This is a genomic window from Arthrobacter sp. SDR-2R, from assembly GCF_057747955.1.
This window is the reverse complement of sequence record NZ_CM173231.1, coordinates 2,553,406-2,572,002: the sequence shown is the minus strand read 5'-3', so window position 1 is coordinate 2,572,002 and position 18,597 is coordinate 2,553,406. Positions and strand designations below refer to the sequence as shown.

Genomic DNA, 18,597 nt, shown 5'->3' with positions numbered 1-18,597 from the left:
ATGCGCTGGATAATCGGGGTCAGCCTCAGGTTTAGGACGATCGTCGTCGCCATCGCGTGTGCGGTCATGCTGCTCGGATCCCTGCAGCTGGGTGCCGCGTCCGTGGACGTCTTTCCCGAATTCGCCCCACCCCGGGTCGAAATCCAGACCGCGTGCCTTGGCCTGACTGCCCAGGAAGTCGAAGAGCTGGTCAGCGTTCCCATCGAGGCAGCGGTAGGCGGCATGCCGGGACTGGACGAGCTGCGGTCCAAATCCGTTGCGCAGCTGTCTTCGATCGTGTTGCTCTTCCATCCGGGCACCGACCTGCTCAACGCCCGCCAGCAGGTCTCGGAACGCATGGCGTCCGTGACGGCGGCGCTGCCGACCTGGGCGGCCCCGCCGGTCATGCTGCAGCCGCTGTCCGCCACGAGCCGCGTGATGAAGATAGGAATGACGTCATCTGAGCACTCGCTCATTGAGATGTCCATGCTGTCCTACTGGACCATCCGGGCCCGCCTCCTGCGGGTTCCCGGTGTGGCCAACGTGGCAATTTGGGGGGAACGGCTCCAGATGCTGCAGGTGCAGGTGGAACCCGACAAGCTCAAAGCCCAGGACGTTTCCCTCAACCAGGTCATGGAAGTTACCGCCGGCGCCCTCGACGCAGGCCTGCTTAGGTACTCGCCCGGAAGGTTCATCGGCACCGGGGGCTTTATTGACAGCCCCAACCAGAGAATGGGGGTTCGGCACGTCCAGCCGATAAAGACTCCCGCCGACCTGGCCCAGGTGACGATCCGTGAAAAGGACGGCGTGCCCCTCCACCTTGGCGACGTAGCCCAAGTAGTGGAAGACCACCAGCCACTCATCGGTGACGCCGTCATCAATAGCGGCCATGGGCTCATGCTCATTGTCGAGAAACTGCCCTGGGGCAACACCCTGGACGTGACCAAGGGCGTTGAGGAGGCCCTGCATGAGTTGCAGCCCGGCTTGAGTGGAATCAGCTTCGACACCACCATCTTCCGCCCGGCAAGCTTTGTGGAGGAATCCATCTCCAACCTCAGCCTGGCCCTGCTGCTCGGCTGCCTGCTCGTCGTCCTGATCCTGGGCGCTTTCCTCTTCCAATGGCGGACAGCCCTCATCAGCCTCATCGCGATTCCGCTGTCCTTGCTCACAGCTGCCCTGGTCCTGTATTTCACCGCCAGTTCGATCAACACGATGGTCCTTGCGGGGCTGGTCATTGCGGTCGGTGTCGTGGTCGATGACGCCATCATCGACGTCGAAAACATCATGCGGCGGCTGCGGCAGCACCGCGCCCGGGGCAGCGGCGAATCCACGTCCTCGGTGGTGTTGAAAGCCTCGCTCGAAATGCGGAGCCCCATCGTCTATGCCACCCTGATCATTGTGGTGGCGGCAGTACCCATCTTCTTCCTGGATGGACTGACGGGCGTCTTCTTCCGGCCGCTGGCAATCACCTACACGCTGGCAGTACTCGCCTCAATGCTGGTGGCGCTGACGGTCACTCCGGCCCTGGCACTGATCCTCCTCGGTAACGCCAAACTGGAGGAGCGTGACGCTCCCCTCGTCCGCGTGCTCAAGCGCGGCTACCACGCGGTCCTTTCAGGCATGATGAAGCGGCCCCGCTACGGCTACGCGGGATTTGGAGTCGTCGCCCTGGCAGGTTTGGCGATAGCACCCCTCCTGGGCTCATCCCTGTTCCCCACTTTCAAGGAACGGGACTTCCTGATGCACTGGGTCTCACAGCCGGGAACGTCAGCCGCGGAGGAATATCGGATCTCCCAGCGCGGCTGCGAGGAGTTCCTCAAAGTGCCCGGCGTCCTGAATTGCGGTACACACATTGGTCAGGCCTTCACCGCCGACGAGATTGTTGGCGTCAACGCGGGCGAGCACTGGATCAGCATTGACCGTCACGCCAACTACGACGAGACGCTCGCCGCCGTGCAGGACGTTGTCAACGGGTATCCCGGCCTGCACCGGGACGTCCAGACCTACCTGAAGGAACGGATCGAAGAGGTCCTCACGGGAGCCAGTGAGCCGATCCTCGTCCGCGTTTACGGGGATGACCTCAACGTGCTGCGTGAACAGGCCCAACGGGTCAAAGACATCCTGGACGGCATCCACGGCACCCAGGACGCCCATGTCTCCCTTGAGGTTGAGGTTCCGCAGATCTCTGTCACGGTCAACCTGGCCCAGGCACAGAAATACGGACTGAAACCTGGCGATGTGAGACGTGCGGCAGCCACGCTCGTGGCTGGCGAGGAGGTAGGCGACGTCTTCCGCGACGGACGTGCCTACGACGTCCACGTCTGGAGCACTCCCGCCACCCGGTCCAGCGTTACCAGCATCGAAGACCTGCCGATCGACACGCCCACCGGCCAGCGGGTCCGCCTCGCTGATCTGGCCACCGTGGCCCTTCAGCCGGTGCCGAACCAGATTGACCGTACCAACGGATCGCGCCGCGTTGAAGTTGGATCGTTCCTGGCATCGGGCGCAGACCTCGGCAACGTCGCCCGCGAGCTGCAGCAACGCCTTGACACCCTGGACCTGCCGGCCGGTTACAGCGTGCAGCTGCTAGGCGAATACACCGAACGTGAGGCGGCCACGAACCGCCTGATGATTTTCGCCGCCGCTGCCCTCGTCCTGATCCTCCTGCTCCTCCAAACATCATTCCGGAGCTGGCGGCTCGCCGTACTGTCCCTTCTGACCCTGCCGATCGCCTTGGTGGGCGGGGTTTTCGCCGCTTTCATGTCCGGCGGGATTCTTTCCCTGGGCTCGGTTGTGGGCTTCCTGACGGTGATGGGTATCGCTGCGCGCAACGGCATTTTGCTCATCAGCCACTGCCAGCATCTGGAAAGGGACGAGGGTGAGACCTTTGGCCGTGACCTGGTGCTGCGCGGGGCAGCCGAGCGGCTGTCCCCGATCCTCATGACCACCCTGGCAACCGGATTGGCCCTGGTGCCCCTGGTGGTCATGGGGAATGTCCCGGGCCACGAAATCGAACACCCCATGGCAGTGGTCATCCTGGGCGGCCTCGTCACGTCCACCCTGCTGAACCTCTTCATTGTGCCGTCGCTGTACCTCCGCTTCGCCAAGCGGCGCCCGGCCCGCGGCACTCGCCGCCCCAACCCGGAACCAGCCCCCGCTGGATAGCGGCAGGGTGCACAAAACCCACTCACAACGAAAGGCCGGCCATGTTCCATCGACAAAAGCGATTCACCGCATACGGTTCCACGCTCATGCTTGTCCTGGCGACGCTCACCGTGACGTCCGCCGCCACCGCGGCCGCGGCACAACAACCACCGGAGCTCTGCGGTCCCGGCTCTGCGATCAACTTCGACCCTTCTGATTTCCAGACAAAACCGCATATCGACAACAAATGGTTCCCGCTCAAGCCGGGCATGCAATTCACAACCACTGGGGAGGTGTCCTCTTCGGACGGCGTCCACGCGCACAGCGTGGTCAGCACCGTGACAGGGCTGACGAAAGTGATTGACGGCATCACCACGCAGGTGGTGTGGGACCGCGATTATGACAACGGCGAACTGGTCGAATCCGAGCTGGCGTTCTTCGCGCAGAGCACCAGCGGCGCCGTCTGGCTGTTCGGCGAATACCCCGAGGAATACGAAAACGGCAAGTTGGCCGGCGCACCAAGCACCTTCATCAGCGGCATCGCGAAGGCGCAGGCCGGCATCGCAATGAAGGCCACGCCCCGGACGGATACTCCTCCGTATGTGCAGGCGTACGCACCGAAGGTGGATTTCCTTGACTGCGGGCAAGTCTTCAAGCAGGACCAGCACGTTTGTGTTCCTACGGGCTGCTACAACGACGTGCTGGTGATCGATGAATTCAACCCTCTGGAACCACCTGACGCCGGGCATCAGCGAAAGTTCTATTCAGCCGGAACCGGGCTGGTGAAGGTCACTGCAGTGGGCGGTTCCGACCAGGAATTCATGGATCTGGTGAAAGTGCGGCAGCTGGATGCCCGGCACTTCGCCCGCGTCAATGAGGAGGCCCTGGAGCAGGACGCGAGGGGCTACGAGGTCAGCAGGAGCGTTTACGCGAAGACACCGCGGGCCCAACTCTGCGATTGAGCCTCGGAACCGGACATCTCCTGACCGGAGCCCGTGAACAGGGAGGGCGGCACCAATGCCGCCCTCCCTTTTCACTGCTGTCCGGATTGTTCACTGCTGTCCGGACTGTTCACTGCTGTCCGGATTGTTCACTGCTGCCCGGACCGCAGAGAGTGCTGCCTAGCGCACGTCCTCGTCGACCCAGTCCATGGACTTGGTGACAGCCTTCTTCCAGAGCCGCATCTGGCGGTCCTGTTCGGCCTTGTCCATCTGCGGTTCCCAGCGCTTGTCCTCGGACCAGTTGGCCGAGCACTCGCCCAGGTCCTTCCAGAAGCCAACAGCCAGGCCAGCCGCGTAGGCTGCCCCCAGCGCCGTGGTCTCGATGACCTTGGGCCTGATCACCGGGACGCCGAGGATGTCCGCCTGGAACTGCATCAATGCGTCGTTGGCGACCATGCCGCCGTCGACCTTCAGTTCGGTCAGCGGAACGCCGGAGTCCGCGTTGACGGCGTCAAGCACCTCGCGGGTCTGGAATGCCGTGGCCTCCAGGGCTGCCCGGGCGATGTGGTTCTTGTTAACGAACCGGGTCAGGCCCACGATGGCCCCCCGCGCGTCGGAGCGCCAGTACGGGGCGAAGAGGCCGGAGAACGCGGGGACGATGTAGACGCCGCCGTTGTCCTTGACGGATGCGGCAAGGGTTTCCACCTCGGGGGCGCTGCTGATCATGCCCAGGTTGTCGCGCAGCCACTGGATCAGCGAGCCGGTGACGGCGATGGACCCTTCCAGGGCGTAGTGCGGTTTGGCGTCGCCCAGCTTGTAGCCCACGGTGGTCAGCAGCCCGTTCTTCGAGTGGACGATTTCCTCGCCCGTGTTGAAGATCAGGAAGCAGCCGGTGCCGTAGGTGTTCTTCGCTTCTCCTGCTTCAAAGGCGGCCTGGCCGAAGGTTGCGGCCTGCTGGTCGCCCAGGATGCCCGAAACCGGCGTTTCGCGGAGCAGCTGGGAGCTGTGGACGGTGCCGTAGACCTCGGAGGAGGACTTGATCTCCGGCATCATGCTTCGCGGCACGCCAAAGATCCCGAGGATTTCGTCGTCCCACTGCAGGGTTTCGAGGTCCATGAACAGGGTCCGGGAGGCGTTGGTGACATCGGTGACGTGGACACCGCCGTCCACGCCGCCCGTGAGGTTCCAGAGGACCCAGGCGTCGGTGTTGCCGAACACCAGGTCCCCGGCCTCTGCCTTTTCACGGGCGCCGTCAACGTTGTCCAGGATCCATTTGATCTTGGTGCCCGAGAAGTAGGTGGCCAGCGGCAGGCCCACCTTTTGTTTGAAACGGTCCGCGCCGCCGTCCCTGCCCAGTTCGTCGACGATGTCCTGGGTGCGGGTGTCCTGCCACACGATGGCGTTGTACACCGGCTTGCCTGTGGTCTTGTCCCACACGACGGCTGTCTCACGCTGGTTGGTGATGCCGACGGCGGCAATGTCGTGCCGCGTCAGGTTCGCCTTGGAGAGGGCCGAGCCGATGACCTCACGGGTGTTGTTCCAGATTTCCGCGGCGTCGTGTTCCACCCATCCTGCCTGCGGGAAGATCTGCTCATGTTCCATCTGGCCGGAGGAGACTATGGCGCCGCTGTGGTCGAAGATGATGGCGCGGGTGCTGGTGGTGCCCTGGTCAATGGCGATTACGTACTGGTTCATGATGACGTCCTTGTCTTGTTAATGGCTGTGATGAGTACGGGTCAGGAAGCGGCCGTGATGATGATCGGGACAATCCGGGCGACGAGTCCACCCAGGGCGCCGCCTACAAGCGGGCCGACCACAGGAATCCACGAATAGCTCCAGTCGCTGGAGCCCTTGCCCTTGATGGGAAGCACAGCGTGGGCGATGCGCGGTCCCAGGTCACGGGCAGGGTTGATGGCGTAGCCGGTGGGGCCGCCGAGGGAAACACCGATACCGACCACGAGCAGCGCCACTGCCAGCGGGCCGAGCCCTGAGGGGGTACCGCCGAGGGTGAGGATGACGAAGACCAGCACAAAAGTGCCGATGATTTCGGTGATCAGGTTCCATGGGGTGGACCGGATGGCAGGGCCGGTGGAAAAGGTCCCAAGCTTGCTGGCAGGCTCGGGTTCGTCGTCGAAGTGCTGCTTGTAGGCCAGCCAGCAGACCACGGCACCAAGGAATGCACCCACCATCTCGCCACCGAAGTAGGTGAGGGTGGAAGCGAAGTCTACGGTGACTCCCGGCGCATATTCAGCCTTGCCATTGAGCAGCAGGCCGAGCGTGACGGCAGGGTTCAGGTGCGCGCCCGACTTGGCGGCGACGAAGACACCACAGAAGACGGCAATGCCCCATCCCCAAGTGACCATCAGGAAGCCGCCACTGTTGCCTTTTGTCCCCCGCAAAGCCACGTTGGCAACGACGCCGCAACCCAACAGGGTCAGCATGCCCGTGCCAAAGACTTCGGAGAGGAAGACTATTCCTAGAGACATCTTTGACTCCATTTCTTTGTTTAGTTGTCGGTCCTCCGCTGGTGAAGGACCGTGTGGCCGGGACGCTGTAACGCCCCGGCCAGGAAACCTGGCCTTAGGCGACCAGGCTGTGCGTTTCCACGCGGTGGAAACGCTGCAGCACGTCCTGTGCGTGCTTGATCTCGGCGGCGCGCGCCGCCGCGTCCCACTGGAGCGGGGCGGACAGGACTTCCGCCACTTCGTTGAGGAGTTCACCGGTAACCAGTCCGCGGAAGGCCAGGGAGGTACGCCGGATGAGGACGTCCACCAGGTGCCCCACCTGCTCATTGGCCGCCATGAATTCCAGTTCACGGACGCTCAGTTCACGGGTGGACCGCAGCGCGTGGTCGGGCTCGGCATCGAGGTAGGCGATGACCTCTTCGGCCCGGGTCCCGTAGCGGGTCAGCAGTCCGGCCGTGCGGTCTGCATCCCGGCCGCCGGCCATGTGGGCCTTGATCCATTTCTGCACGCCAGCTTCGTCGGCAGGGAAACCGGCGCCGCCGCCGATGGGGAGCTGCGCCGTGGACACCTTGCGCTGCACGCCGAGTTCACTGAGGACCTCGTTGGTCAGGTGCTCGGCAAGGGCACGGAAGGTGGTCCATTTGCCGCCCACCAGGCTCAGCACGACGGCGCCGCTCCCCTCAGGTGCGGACGCGCGGCGTTCGATGCGGTAATCACGTGAGACGAAGCCGGGCTGGGTGGCGTCATGGCTGGGCAGGGGGCGGACACCCGAGAACGTGTACACGATGTCCTCTGGTGTGACGTCGACCGAGGGGAAGACGTGGTTGATCAGTTCAAAGAAGTACTGGATCTCCTCGTCGGTGCAGACGGCGTCCTCCGACATGTCCGCGTCAACGTCCGTGGTGCCCACGAGAACCCGGTCGCCCATGGGGTAGATGAGGACGATCCGGCCGTCGGTGTGCTCGAAGAAGATTTCCCGGCCGCGGCAGGCGGCGAGGAGGCCCGGGTGGTCCAGCACGATGTGGGACCCCTTGGTGCCTCCCATGAACGAGGATGCCGCACCCATTGCCTGGTTGGTGTGGTCCACCCAGGCCCCGGTGGTGTTGACGATGATGTCCGCCGTGAAGTCGAATTCCTCACCGGTCAGTTCGTCGCGAAGGCGGACAGTGCTTCCCCTGCCGGTTCCCGGATTGGGGGTTGCAGACATGGATTGGAGTGACAGGTAATTGCTGGCGCGGGCCGTATCACTCTGTGCGCTGGTGCCCCTCGCGTTACCGGCGCGTCCGGCCTTTTCGCCGTCCTGCAGGACGTCCAGGGTCAGCCGCTCCGGGTTGTGGACGGACGCGTCGAAGTAGGTGGCCGTGTATTTGACGTCGGGCCGCAGGGCGGGCAGTTCCCCGAGGGCTGCCTTGTGGGTCCTGAACTGGTGCCGCGGTACCGTCCCGCCGTTCCTGGAGAACGAATCGTAGAGACTAAGCCCCACCTTGATGAGGAACGCTCCACGCTCCTTGGGCTTTCCCTGCTGCTTGTGGGTCAGGAAGCGCAGCGGTGCCGAGAGGATGCCGGAGAAGGTGCTGAAGATGGGGATGGTTGTCTGCAGCGGCTTGACATAGTGCGGCGCAATCCTGAGCAGGCGGTTGCGTTCCACCACGGACTCCCGGACCAGGCGGAACTCGCCGTTCTCGAGGTAGCGGATTCCGCCATGGATCATGTGCGAGGACGCACCGCTGGCGCCCTGGCAGTAATCTCCGCGTTCCACGAGCGCGACATCGACGCCCTGGAGTGCCAGATCACGGAAGGTGCCCACTCCGTTGATGCCACCGCCAACAACCAGCACCTTCGCGTGCGGACGTTGCCGCAGGCTGTGGACGGACGCGCGCCCGGCCCCCGGCCGGGGCACTGAAACAGAGGAGGGTTGAACAGTTGAATCCTTGGGTCCCAAAACGACTCCCTTGGGGCTTTGTGTGATGCGGACGCACTGGATAGCGCCGCCGTTCTGCTCTATTGTTCGGAGAAATGGAAAATGGAGTCAAGGACTATGCACGAACGTGCAGAATGGAAGTGAGATGGCACTTTCACGGGACGCAGATGCCCTCCGAGCTGCACAAATGTACTACTTGCAGGACCTCACCATGGACGCGATTGCGCGTGAACTGCGCACGTCACGGTCCACGGTTTCCCGCCTTTTGTCGTCCGCACGGGATTCGGGCCTGGTGCAGATCCAAATCCGCAACCCTTTGGACACCGGACCCGAACTGGAAGGGATCATCCGCCGCCGGTACAACCTTGATGTCCACGTGGTTCCCATCCTTGGCACGCTCAACGAAGCCGAAACCCTCGACCGCGTGGCCATGCAGGCGGCGCGCACCATCGGGCCCCTGGTGGATTCCAACGCCATTATCGGCGTGGCCTGGGGATCAACGCTCAGTGCAGTCAGCCGGCACCTCACCAGGAAAATCACGCATGACAGCGTGATAGTCCAGCTCAACGGCGCCGGAAACATGCACACCACGGGCATTACCTATGCCAGCGACATCATGCGCAGGTTCGGCAGCGCGTACGGAGCCCGGGTGGAGCAGTTCCCGGTTCCGGCCTTCTTCGACCACGCCGCCACCAAGACGGCAATGTGGAATGAACGCAGCGTGCAGCGCGTGCTGGAGCTGCAGGCAAAGATGAGCATCGCCATCTTCGGTGTGGGTTCCGTGCACGCCGACTATCCCAGCCACGTCTACGCGGGCGGGTACCTCGATGAGGACGACCTGAACGCCCTTGCCAACTCGGACGTGGTGGGTGACGTCGCCACGGTCTTCTTCCGCGCCGACGGGTCCTCCGACGGGATCGTCCTGAACGAAAGGTCCACCGGTCCGGCGCTTGCCCAGCTGCGGCAGGTGCGCCGCAGGATCTGCGTGGTGTCGGGGGTTTCCAAGATCAACGGCCTGCGCGGCGCCCTGGCAGCGAGGCTGGCCACCGACCTGATCCTGGACGAAGCCACCGCACGCCGCCTAGTCGATTACGAGGGACTGACCAGCTGAAGTGGGTAGAGTCGTTGCCATGAGAACCTCACCCCGGCTCAGCCTGAACAACGGCGTGCTGATAGACCAGCTCGGCTTTGGGCTGTACAAGGTGCCGCCAGCAGAGGCGGAAGGGCTCGTGGCCACCGCGCTCGCCGCCGGCTACCGCCACTTCGATACCGCCGCCATGTACGGGAACGAAACCGGCGTGGCCCGCGGCATCAGTTCCCAGTTGGGCGACGGGACAGGCAGCGGCGGCTCCGGGGAACTGTCGCCGTCCCTGAGCCGGGAGGACGTCTTCATCACCACGAAAGTGTGGAACGACCACCACGGCTACGACGCCACGCTGCGGGCTTTCGACGACTCCATGGTCAACCTGGGACTGGACTACGTGGACATGTACCTCATCCATTGGCCCTGCCCACGCCGTGGCCTGTTCCCGGAAACCTACCGGGCCCTGGAAACGCTGTACCGCGAAGGCAGGGTCCGTGCCATTGGCGTCAGCAACTTCCAGCCGGCACACCTTGACCGCCTGCTCCAAAGTGCCGAGGTGGTTCCCGCCGTCAACCAGATCGAACTGCACCCGTGGCTGCAGCAGGAGGAACTGCGCAGCAAGCACGCCGGCCTGGGCATCCGGACAGAAGCGTGGAGCCCGCTGGGCCGCGGCCAGGTCCTGGCCGATCCGGTGATCCAGGCCTGCGCCGCCGAGCACGGCCGGACGCCTGCGCAGGTGATCCTTCGCTGGCACATGCAGCTGGGGAACATCGCCATTCCCAAGGCCAGTTCCGAAGCGCGGATCCGGGAGAACCTTAACGTCTTCAATTTGGAACTCTCCGAACGCGACCTGGCGGCCATCAACGCGCTGGACCGCGGGCATCGGACGGGCTCGCACCCGGACAACGTCAAGTAGGCCCGCGCATGGACACCGTAAATCCGGGGACCTCCCCTGCGCCTGCGTACCTGAGCGCGGGGCTTTCCGCCCGCACCTCAGCCTCCACCGTGACCATCGACGGCGGCACGGTGGCCTTCTGGACCTATGCGCCCCTGCAGGAAACGCCGGAGACCCGCACCATCCTGGTGGTCCATGGGTTCCGCGGCGACCACCACGGGCTCCTGCGCGTCGCGGACAAACTGCCGGAGATGCGCATCATTATGCCGGACCTGCCCGGCTTCGGCAGCTCCGATGCCTTTGCCCGGGACCCGCACTCGGTGGAGCGCTACGGGCAGTTCATCAGTGACTTCATGGCGTCCCAGGGACTGGGGCCGGAAACCGTGCTGCTGGGACATTCATTCGGCTCCATCCTTGCTGCGTACTTCGTGGCCAACAACCCGGAGGCCGTGCGTCCCCTGATCCTCATCAACCCCATCGCTGCTCCGGCGCTGGAAGGACCCAAGGGCGTGATGACGCGGCTGGCAGTCCTGTATTACCGGCTGGCGGCACGGCTCCCCCGCGGGCCGGGCCTGGCCCTGCTGCGCAACCGGCTGATTGTGCGGGTCATGAGCGAGGCCATGGCCAAGACCCGCGACCGGGAGCTGAGGGCTTTCATCCACGGCCAGCACCACGCCTACTTCAGTTCCTTCGCGGACCGGGACAGCCTGCTGGAGTCGTTCACGGCCTCCGTCAGCAACCACGTGGCGGAGGTGGCCGGACAACTCGAACTCCCCGTGCTGCTCATCGCGGGCGAAAAGGATGAAATCGCCACCCTTCCCAGCCAGCACCGCCTCCTGTCACTGCTTCCGGACGGGGAACTGAAGGTGATTCCCGGCGTCGGACACCTGATCCACTACGAAACGCCGGAGCCGGCCGCCCGACACATCCGCAGCTTCCTGAAGGACCACCCCGCGTGAAGATCGTCATTGATGCACGTTTCACCCGTACCGACCATCACGACGGCATCAGCCGCTACGGAGCCAGCCTGATCGCTGCCACGGCAAAAATCGCGGATGTCTCCATGCTGGTTTCCGACGTCCGGCAGCTGGCCCTCCTGCCGGACGTGCCGTACACGCTCATCAGCAGTCCGCTGTCGCCGCTGGAGCTGTTCGTTGCCCGGAAGGTCAATGCCACCGGGGCTGACGTGGTGGTGTGCCCCATGCAGACCATGGGTACCTGGGGCCGGAAGTACGGGCTGATCCTCACGCTGCACGACCTCATCTACTATGAGCACCCCGCTCCCCCGGGCTTCCTGCCGGCCCCCGTCCGGCTGCTCTGGCGCCTCTACCACAAAGCGTTCTGGCCGCAGCGGCTGCTCCTCGACCGGGCAGACACCGTGGCCACCATCAGCAGGACCACGGAGGCGCTGATGGCCAAGTACCGGCTGACGCGCCGGCCCGTCCGCATCATCGCCAACGCTCCCCAACCGGCGCAGGAACCCCGCCAGCCTGGCGACGGCGCGGACAAGACCATCATTTACATGGGTTCGTTCATGCCCTACAAGAACGTGGAAACCATGGTGGCCGGCATGGCCGGACTGCCCAAATACACGCTGCACCTGCTGAGCCGGATCACGCCGGAGCGGCGGGCGGAGCTGGAAAGCCTCATCCCGCCGGGCGCCTCCGTGGTGTTCCACAACGGCGTGACGGACGCAGAGTATGACGGCCTGCTGCGCCGGGCGACGGCGCTGGTGAGCCTGTCCCGGGCCGAGGGATACGGCCTTCCCCTGGTCGAGGCCATGGCCGTGGGTACCCCGGTGATCGCCAGCGACATTCCCATCTTCCGGGAAGTCGGCGCGGACGCCGCCACCTACGTGGACCCGGAGTCACCCGGGCAGTTCGCGGACGCGGTTGCGCAGCTGCAGGACGACGCGCACTGGCAGGACATGTCGCGCCGCTCCCTGGCCCGGGCGCGGGAGTTCAGCTGGGATGAATCGGCCCGCCAACTGGTGGAAGCGGCACACGAGGTCGTGGCGAAAAGGCGCCGCTGAGGACGTCCCCAAGGCACCATTGCCCTGGCCGTCACAGAACGTCCCCAGCCTAGAGGACGTCAACACCGTCCAGGCGCAGCTGCACAGGGTCCGTGGCCCGTTTGGCGGCCACGGCTGCGCGGGTCACCCGCAGGACACGGACGACGGCGGCGGCCTGGCCATAGGGGAAGAACAGCAGGGTCCGGACGTCCTCGGCCGAGCGCCGGCCGGAAGGCGGTGCGGTGAGCACCAGCGGCGCCGGACCGGCGGTGCGGATAGTTATCCCCGCGCCGGCGAGGTCCGCTGCCACGGCACCTGTGTAGTGTTCGACGGCGGCGCGCGGCCCGGTGACCGAGGCGATGCGCACCGCTGGGGGAAGCTGCAGTTCCACGCGCAGGGACAGTTCCCGCTGGGCATAGCCGGCCGGGTCCCAGCGCAGCAGCGCGCCGGTGGCTGCTGTGTCCGTGGCGGTGACCACCACCAGCCCGCCGTCCGGGGCGGGACGGACGAGGGCAGCGGCGTTGAACCAGCGGCGTACCGTGTCTTCGCCCGCCCGGAGAGTCTCCCGGCGCAGCAGGGAATCGCCGTCCAGCAGCAGGGCGGCAGCATACCCGGCCTCCGCCACCGGTTCGGCCCCCACGGTCGCCACCACCAGCGACTTTCCCGCCCCCACCGTGGCTTTCACTTGGTCGCCGGACGATGTGATGACCGTTGTGCCGGGAAAGGCCCGGCCAAGCTCCTCGGCTGTACGGAGGACTCCGGTGGAACCTTTCCGCAGCCGCCGGGCGCCGCAGTGAGAGCACTTCCAGTCCGGCGCCGGCGTGGAACACCAGCGGCATTGGGGAAGCGCGGAGGTGCCGGCCAGCGCAAGGGGCCCCTGGCAGTTCCCGCAGCGGGCCGGCTCCCGGCAGGTTTCACACACCAGTGACGGCGCGTACCCTGCCCTGGCAACCTGGACCAGGACAGGGCCACGCTCAAGACCTTCCTTGGCGGCCTGCCAGGCAGCGTGCGGCAGGCGCGCGATGGTGGCCAGTGGGTCCCGCCCCTGCTCGAAGCTGTCTGCCGTGCTGACCACGCGGGGAACCGTCCTGCGGACGGTGGCACGCTCGGTGTGAACCGGGACGGCCCAGCCGGCTTCCACCAGACGCTGGACCTCGGTGCTGCGCGCGTGCCCGGCAAGGAGGCAGGCCGTGCCCTCCTGCTCGGCGCGAAGGAGCATGACCTCCCGTGCGTGGGCGTACGGTGCGCGCTGCTCGATATGGAGGTCGTCGCCGTCGTCCCAGCACGCCACGAGCCCCAGGTCCTGCACCGGGGCGAAGGCGGCCGAGCGTGTCCCGATGGCGATGGTGGCCTTGCCCGCGAGCAGGCGCAGGAAGTTCCGGTACCGGGGCGTGGGCCCGTCGTCGGCGGTCAGCCTGGCTACGGCAGCGTCCGGCACCAGGTCCTTGAGTGCCTGCTCCAGGCGGTCCAGGTCCCGGTAGTCAGGCACCACCAGCAGGGCGCCCCTTCCGGAGGAATGCGCTGCAGCGGCGGCCTGGGCAAGCATGGCCGGCCAGCCGGCAGTCCCGTAGCCCTGCAGCGGATTGACGGCGGCCCGCGGAGATCCACCGGCGGCCAGGTGCCGCAGGAAAGCGGCACCTGTGCGGAGTGTGCCCCAGGCTGAAGATCCGGGGCTGCCCTGGACGTCCTGCACGGCTTCGGCGTCGGGGATGTCCAACGAGTCCGGAAAGTCCTTTTCCAGCCTGGCAACCCGGGGTGGAACGGCTAGGCGCAGGACATCGCTGACCGTCCCCGCATACCGTGCAGCGACCGCCGTGGCGAGGTCCCGGACGGCCGGCGTAAGGACCTGGACCGGGGACACAACTTTTGCCAGGGGTACAAGGGTGTGTCCGGCGTCGGACTGTGCCACGCGTTCCAGGACGAATCCACTGAGGTCCTGGCCGTTGAACTTGACCTTGACCCGGACCCCAGGCTGGGCTGCCTGGTCAAGCGCGGCCGGGACGGCATAGTCGAATGGGCGGTCCAGGTGAGGCAGCGAGGACTCAATGAGCACCCGCGCCACCGGAAGCTGCTCCGCCACGGTGACGCCGCCTTGCACGGGACGTGCAGGGAAGCCCTGGAGCAGGGACGGCTGGACGGAACTGCCAGCAACCATGGCGGTCACCTCCGTTCAGCTGACGGGTTGGACAGGATCAGCCAAGCACCGGGCACTGACATTGGACGTCCGGCAGCCGGCCGAAGCCGGCTAGGCGTTGAAGAATGCCTTCAGGTCGTCCACCCGGTCCAGGCGCTCCCAGGTGAAGTCGGGCTCATCCCGGCCGAAGTGCCCGTGGGCGGCGGTCTTGGCGTAGATGGGGCGCTTCAGATCCAGGGCATCGATGATGGCGCGCGGACGGAGGTCGAAGATTTCCGCGATTGCTGCGCTGATCCGGGCCGGATCCACCGTCTCGGTGCCGAACGTCTCCACGTAGGTTCCCACCGGCCGGGCCTGGCCGATGGCGTACGCGATCTGGATCTCCGCGCGCTTGGCCAGTCCAGCGGCCACCACGTTCTTGGCAACCCAGCGCATGGCGTACGCGGCGGAGCGGTCCACCTTGGACGGGTCCTTCCCCGAGAAGGCGCCGCCGCCGTGGCGGGCCATACCGCCGTAGGTGTCCACAATGATCTTGCGGCCGGTGAGGCCGGCGTCGCCCACCGGGCCGCCGATGACGAACTCGCCGGCAGGATTGAGGATATTTGCCGTCCGTGAGATGTCCAGGTTGGCGCCCGCGAGGACGGGTTCAATGACGACGGCGGCAAGGTCGGCGCGCAACTGCTCCAGGCTTGCCCCCTCCGCGTGCTGGCTCGAAATCACCACGGTTTCCACGGAAACGGGCACGTCTTTGTCGTAGCCGACCGTCACCTGGGTCTTGCCGTCGGGGCGAAGATACGGCAGCTGGCCGGTCTTGCGGACTTCGGTGAGCCGCTCGGACAGCCGGTGGGCCAGCCAGATGGGCGTGGGCATGTAGGAAGGGGTTTCATCGCTGGCGTAGCCGAACATCAGGCCCTGGTCGCCGGCACCCTGGAGGTCATAGTCGTCCTCCTGGCGGCCTTCGCGTGCCTCAAGGGAGTTGAACACGCCGCCGGCGATGTCGTTGGACTGCTGGCCGATGGAGACGGACACGCCGCAGCGGGCGCCGTCGAAGCCGTTGGCTGAGGAGTCGTAGCCGATGCCCAGGATGGTCTCCCGGACGATCTGCGGGATTTCGACGTACGCGTCGGTGGTGACTTCGCCTGCCACGTGCACCAGGCCCGTGGTGGCCATCGTTTCCACAGCCACGCGGGATTCGGGGTCCGCGGCCAGCAGCGCGTCCAGGATGGCGTCACTGATCTGGTCGCAGATCTTGTCCGGATGGCCTTCGGTGACCGATTCGGACGTGAAAAGCCGGAGCGCGGAGGGCGTGGCCCCATGGGTGTGGGGAAGGTGCAGCGGTAAAGTCACTCAACTACCTTACTGGTTGGTGGTGGCACTCCCGTCAGGGAGAAGTCGGTAGATGTCCCCGTGCTAAGCAAAGGTGGCCGGAAACACTTCAGGCGAGGGGCGAAACAGGTTCAAGTGGACGAAACACGGTTCAGTTCAAAGCTGATGCGGCGGACGATGGCTTCCGAAACCTCTGTCTTGGTTCCCGAAGCTTCCTGTGGTTCGGAGCCGGAGCGCGACAGGATGACCACCGAGTTGGAGTCGTGGCCAAAGACCTTGTCCGCTCCTACGTGGTTCACCACCAGCAGGTCGCAGCCTTTCCGCTGGAGCTTTGCTTCCGCATATGCCAGGACGTCGCCCTGGCTGTCCCCGGTTTCGGCGGCGAATCCGACGATGAGCTGCCCGGCCTCGCCGGCACCCGCGTTGCGCTGCTCCACGAGCTCCTGCAGGATGTCCGGGTTGCGGACCAGGGTGATGACGGGATCGGCGGTGTCGTCCCGTTTCTTGATCTTGGTGTCCGAGACTTCCGCCGGGCGGAAATCGGCCACGGCCGCGGACATGATGACGACGTCGGACACGGCGGCGGCTTCCAGTGCGGCTTCCCGAAGTTGCAGGGCGGTCTCCACGCGGACCACCTCCACGCCGGCGGGCGGCGGAACGTCCATGTGGGCTGCCAGCAGGCGCACGGTAGCCCCGGCGTTCCGCGCTGCGACCGCAAGGGCCACTCCCTGCTTGCCGGATGACCGGTTGCCAAGGAAGCGAACGGGGTCCAGCGGTTCGCGGGTGCCGCCGGCGCTGATGGTGACGGTGCGGCCGGCAAGGGGCAACTGGTAATCACTGCGTCCCTGGACCAGGGCCATGGCTGCGTCGAAGATCACCTGGGGTTCCGGAAGCCTGCCGGGACCTGAGTCTGCCCCGGTCAACCTGCCGGAGGCGGGTTCCAGGACGGCTGCGCCCCGGCCGCGGAGCGTCTCAACGTTGGCCCGGGTGGCCGGATGCTGCCACATTTCCGTGTGCATCGCGGGGGCGAACAGCACCGGGCCGTGGGCCATCAGCAGGGTGTTGGTGAGCAGGTCCCCGGCCTGGCCGGTGGCAGCCTTCGCCAGGAGGTCCGCTGTGGCAGGTGCCACCACCACGAGGTCCGCCTCATGGCCAAGGCGGACGTGGTTCACCAGGTGCACGTCATCAAAGACACTGTTGCTGACCGGGTTTCCGGACAGCGCCTCCCAGGTGGCGGTACCGATGAAGCGGGTGGACGCCTCCGTGGGAATCACCGTGACGTCATGGCCGGCTTCAGTAAAAAGCCGGAGGAGCGATACCACCTTGTAGGCGGCGATCCCTCCCCCGACTCCGAGGACTATGCGCACGTGACCTCCGTCAACAGCAAGTCAGTTCAGCGGCAGTATTACTCTGCGGCTTCGATCGGCGTGGAAACCAGCTTGCCTTCGTTGATTTCGCGCAGTGCGATCGACAGCGACTTTTCGTTCAGCTTGGTGTCGACCAGGGGTCCGACATACTCGAAGAGGCCCTCGTGCAGCTGGGCGTAGTAGGCGTTGATCTGACGAGCACGCTTGGCACCGAAGATCACCAGGCCGTACTTGGAGTCGGCTGCCTCAAGCAGCGAGTCGATCGGCGGGTTGATGATGCCTTCAAGGTTCGTGGACACGAATTCTCCAAATTCCTAGCGGGCTGACGGTTCCGGCAGGTGTGGATGCGGTGTCAGCCCCATGAGTGAAACTAGCTCGTCCGCTGCCCGGCGGACGTCGTCGTTGATGACAGTGTGGTCGAACTCCGGTTCAGCAGCAAGTTCCAGTTTAGCGGTTTCCAGGCGTCGCTGCTGTTCTTCCGGTGTTTCGGTGCCCCGGCCCACCAGACGGCGGACCATCTCGTCCCAGGTGGGCGGGGCCAGGAAGACGAACTGGGCGTCCGGGACGGCTGCCTTGACCTGGCGCGCACCCTGCAGGTCGATCTCCAGCAGCACGGAGCGGCCCTCCGCGATGGCCTGGTTCACAGTGCTCTTCAGGGTGCCGTAGGTGTTTTGTCCATGGACGACGGCCCATTCCAGGAGTTCACCTTCGGCGATGAGCCGCTCGAACTCATCCTTGGTCTTGAAGAAGTAGTGGACGCCGTCAACTTCCCCGGGCCGGGGCGCCCGGGTGGTGGCTGAAACGGAAAGCCACACTTCGGGGTAGTTGTCACGGATGTAGGTGGACACGGTGCCTTTGCCAACAGCCGTCGGACCTGCGAGGACTGTCAGTCCAGGTTTCTTGCTCACGTATTCCTTTTGCCGCAGTTGGGGGAAAGACAGGCGCCGCCTGCCTCAATGCTCGTCAATAAAATCTACCAGCGCCCGGCGCTGGTGGACGCCCAGGCCCCGGACCCTGCGGGACGCCGCGATGCCCAGCTGCTGCATGATGGCGGCGGCCCGCACCTTCCCGATGCCGGGAAGGGCCTCAAGCAGTTCCGAGACCTTCATCCTGGCCAGTGCGTCGTCTTCCAGGGCGGAGCTGATAATGTCCGCCGCGGACCTGTCGCCGTTCCGAAGGCTTTCCTTGGCGGCCGCACGGGTGGCCCTGGCTGCCGCTGCCTTGCCCAGGGCGTCGGCCCGTTCAGATGCGGATAAAGGTCGCAGGACCATCACGGACACCCCCGGATTCGGCGGATTTCATCCAAGGGCGGCCGCCCTTGGACCTGTCC

At 65.4% G+C, this 18,597-nt stretch carries 15 protein-coding genes; 6 read left to right on the top strand and 9 right to left on the bottom strand.

Translation table 11 applies throughout. The features are described from left to right. Complete coding sequence (locus tag AC3ANU_RS11985) at nucleotides 1-3,144, top strand: efflux RND transporter permease subunit (RefSeq protein ID WP_026265769.1); 3,144 nt, start codon at nucleotides 1-3, stop codon at nucleotides 3,142-3,144. Nucleotides 3,145-3,185: 41 nt separating this feature from the next. Next, nucleotides 3,186-4,085 carry a hypothetical protein gene (locus tag AC3ANU_RS11980; RefSeq protein ID WP_056390439.1) on the top strand — a complete coding sequence of 300 codons (900 nt, stop codon included), beginning with the start codon at nucleotides 3,186-3,188 and terminating at the stop codon, nucleotides 4,083-4,085. Nucleotides 4,086-4,244: 159 nt separating this feature from the next. Here the strand turns inward: AC3ANU_RS11980 and glpK are convergent, their stop codons facing one another. The 3 genes from glpK to AC3ANU_RS11965 form a co-directional block, all read right to left on the bottom strand. After that, entirely contained in the window at nucleotides 4,245-5,759 is a 1,515-nt protein-coding gene (gene glpK / locus AC3ANU_RS11975; protein WP_488314591.1) for a glycerol kinase GlpK, read from the bottom strand. Between the two features lie 41 nt (nucleotides 5,760-5,800). Beyond that, nucleotides 5,801-6,550, bottom strand: coding sequence for an MIP/aquaporin family protein (locus tag AC3ANU_RS11970; protein ID WP_026265770.1), 750 nt, complete (start codon nucleotides 6,548-6,550; stop codon nucleotides 5,801-5,803). Between the two features lie 94 nt (nucleotides 6,551-6,644). Beyond that, complete coding sequence (locus AC3ANU_RS11965) at nucleotides 6,645-8,429, bottom strand: glycerol-3-phosphate dehydrogenase/oxidase (protein WP_488314590.1); 1,785 nt, start codon at nucleotides 8,427-8,429, stop codon at nucleotides 6,645-6,647. A gap of 166 nt (nucleotides 8,430-8,595) precedes the next feature. Between AC3ANU_RS11965 and AC3ANU_RS11960 the strand changes: the two genes are divergently transcribed. The 4 genes from AC3ANU_RS11960 to AC3ANU_RS11945 are packed head-to-tail and all read left to right on the top strand — an operon-like array spanning nucleotide 8,596 to nucleotide 12,461. Next, nucleotides 8,596-9,561 carry a sugar-binding transcriptional regulator gene (locus AC3ANU_RS11960; RefSeq protein WP_018769294.1) on the top strand — a complete coding sequence of 322 codons (966 nt, stop codon included), beginning with the start codon at nucleotides 8,596-8,598 and terminating at the stop codon, nucleotides 9,559-9,561. Between the two features lie 19 nt (nucleotides 9,562-9,580). Next, nucleotides 9,581-10,450: an aldo/keto reductase gene (locus tag AC3ANU_RS11955; RefSeq protein ID WP_488314589.1), complete on the top strand. Its 870-nt coding sequence runs from the start codon at nucleotides 9,581-9,583 to the stop codon at nucleotides 10,448-10,450. An 8-nt stretch (nucleotides 10,451-10,458) separates the two neighbouring features. Next, the gene (locus AC3ANU_RS11950) at nucleotides 10,459-11,388 is read left to right on the top strand and encodes an alpha/beta fold hydrolase (RefSeq protein WP_018769296.1); all 930 of its coding nucleotides are present in this window, start codon (nucleotides 10,459-10,461) and stop codon (nucleotides 11,386-11,388) included. Then, entirely contained in the window at nucleotides 11,385-12,461 is a 1,077-nt protein-coding gene (locus tag AC3ANU_RS11945) for a glycosyltransferase family 4 protein (RefSeq protein WP_488314588.1), read from the top strand. Before AC3ANU_RS11950 ends, AC3ANU_RS11945 begins: the two co-directional genes overlap by 4 nt. Before the next feature lie 49 nt (nucleotides 12,462-12,510). On the opposite strand, the gene AC3ANU_RS11940 is transcribed toward AC3ANU_RS11945, so the two are convergent. The 6 genes from AC3ANU_RS11940 to mihF all read right to left on the bottom strand — a co-directional run bounded on the left by AC3ANU_RS11940 (nucleotide 12,511) and on the right by mihF (nucleotide 18,538). After that, nucleotides 12,511-14,595 (bottom strand): primosomal protein N', encoded by a 2,085-nt coding sequence (locus tag AC3ANU_RS11940; protein ID WP_018769298.1) that lies wholly within the window; start codon nucleotides 14,593-14,595, stop codon nucleotides 12,511-12,513. A 90-nt stretch (nucleotides 14,596-14,685) separates the two neighbouring features. Beyond that, nucleotides 14,686-15,921: a methionine adenosyltransferase gene (gene metK, locus AC3ANU_RS11935; protein ID WP_018769300.1), complete on the bottom strand. Its 1,236-nt coding sequence runs from the start codon at nucleotides 15,919-15,921 to the stop codon at nucleotides 14,686-14,688. 110 nt (nucleotides 15,922-16,031) lie between these two features. After that, the gene (gene coaBC, locus AC3ANU_RS11930; protein WP_056390447.1) at nucleotides 16,032-17,267 is read right to left on the bottom strand and encodes a bifunctional phosphopantothenoylcysteine decarboxylase/phosphopantothenate--cysteine ligase CoaBC; all 1,236 of its coding nucleotides are present in this window, start codon (nucleotides 17,265-17,267) and stop codon (nucleotides 16,032-16,034) included. Nucleotides 17,268-17,305: 38 nt separating this feature from the next. Then, a complete protein-coding gene (gene rpoZ, locus AC3ANU_RS11925; protein ID WP_003800778.1) occupies nucleotides 17,306-17,566 on the bottom strand; it encodes a DNA-directed RNA polymerase subunit omega in 261 nt (86 codons plus the stop codon). Nucleotides 17,567-17,581: 15 nt separating this feature from the next. Further along, nucleotides 17,582-18,175 carry a guanylate kinase gene (gmk, locus tag AC3ANU_RS11920; RefSeq protein ID WP_018769302.1) on the bottom strand — a complete coding sequence of 198 codons (594 nt, stop codon included), beginning with the start codon at nucleotides 18,173-18,175 and terminating at the stop codon, nucleotides 17,582-17,584. A gap of 45 nt (nucleotides 18,176-18,220) precedes the next feature. Beyond that, nucleotides 18,221-18,538, bottom strand: a complete 318-nt coding sequence (mihF, locus tag AC3ANU_RS11915; RefSeq protein ID WP_026265771.1) for an integration host factor, actinobacterial type — start codon at nucleotides 18,536-18,538, stop codon at nucleotides 18,221-18,223. Nucleotides 18,539-18,597: the final 59 nt, after the last annotated feature.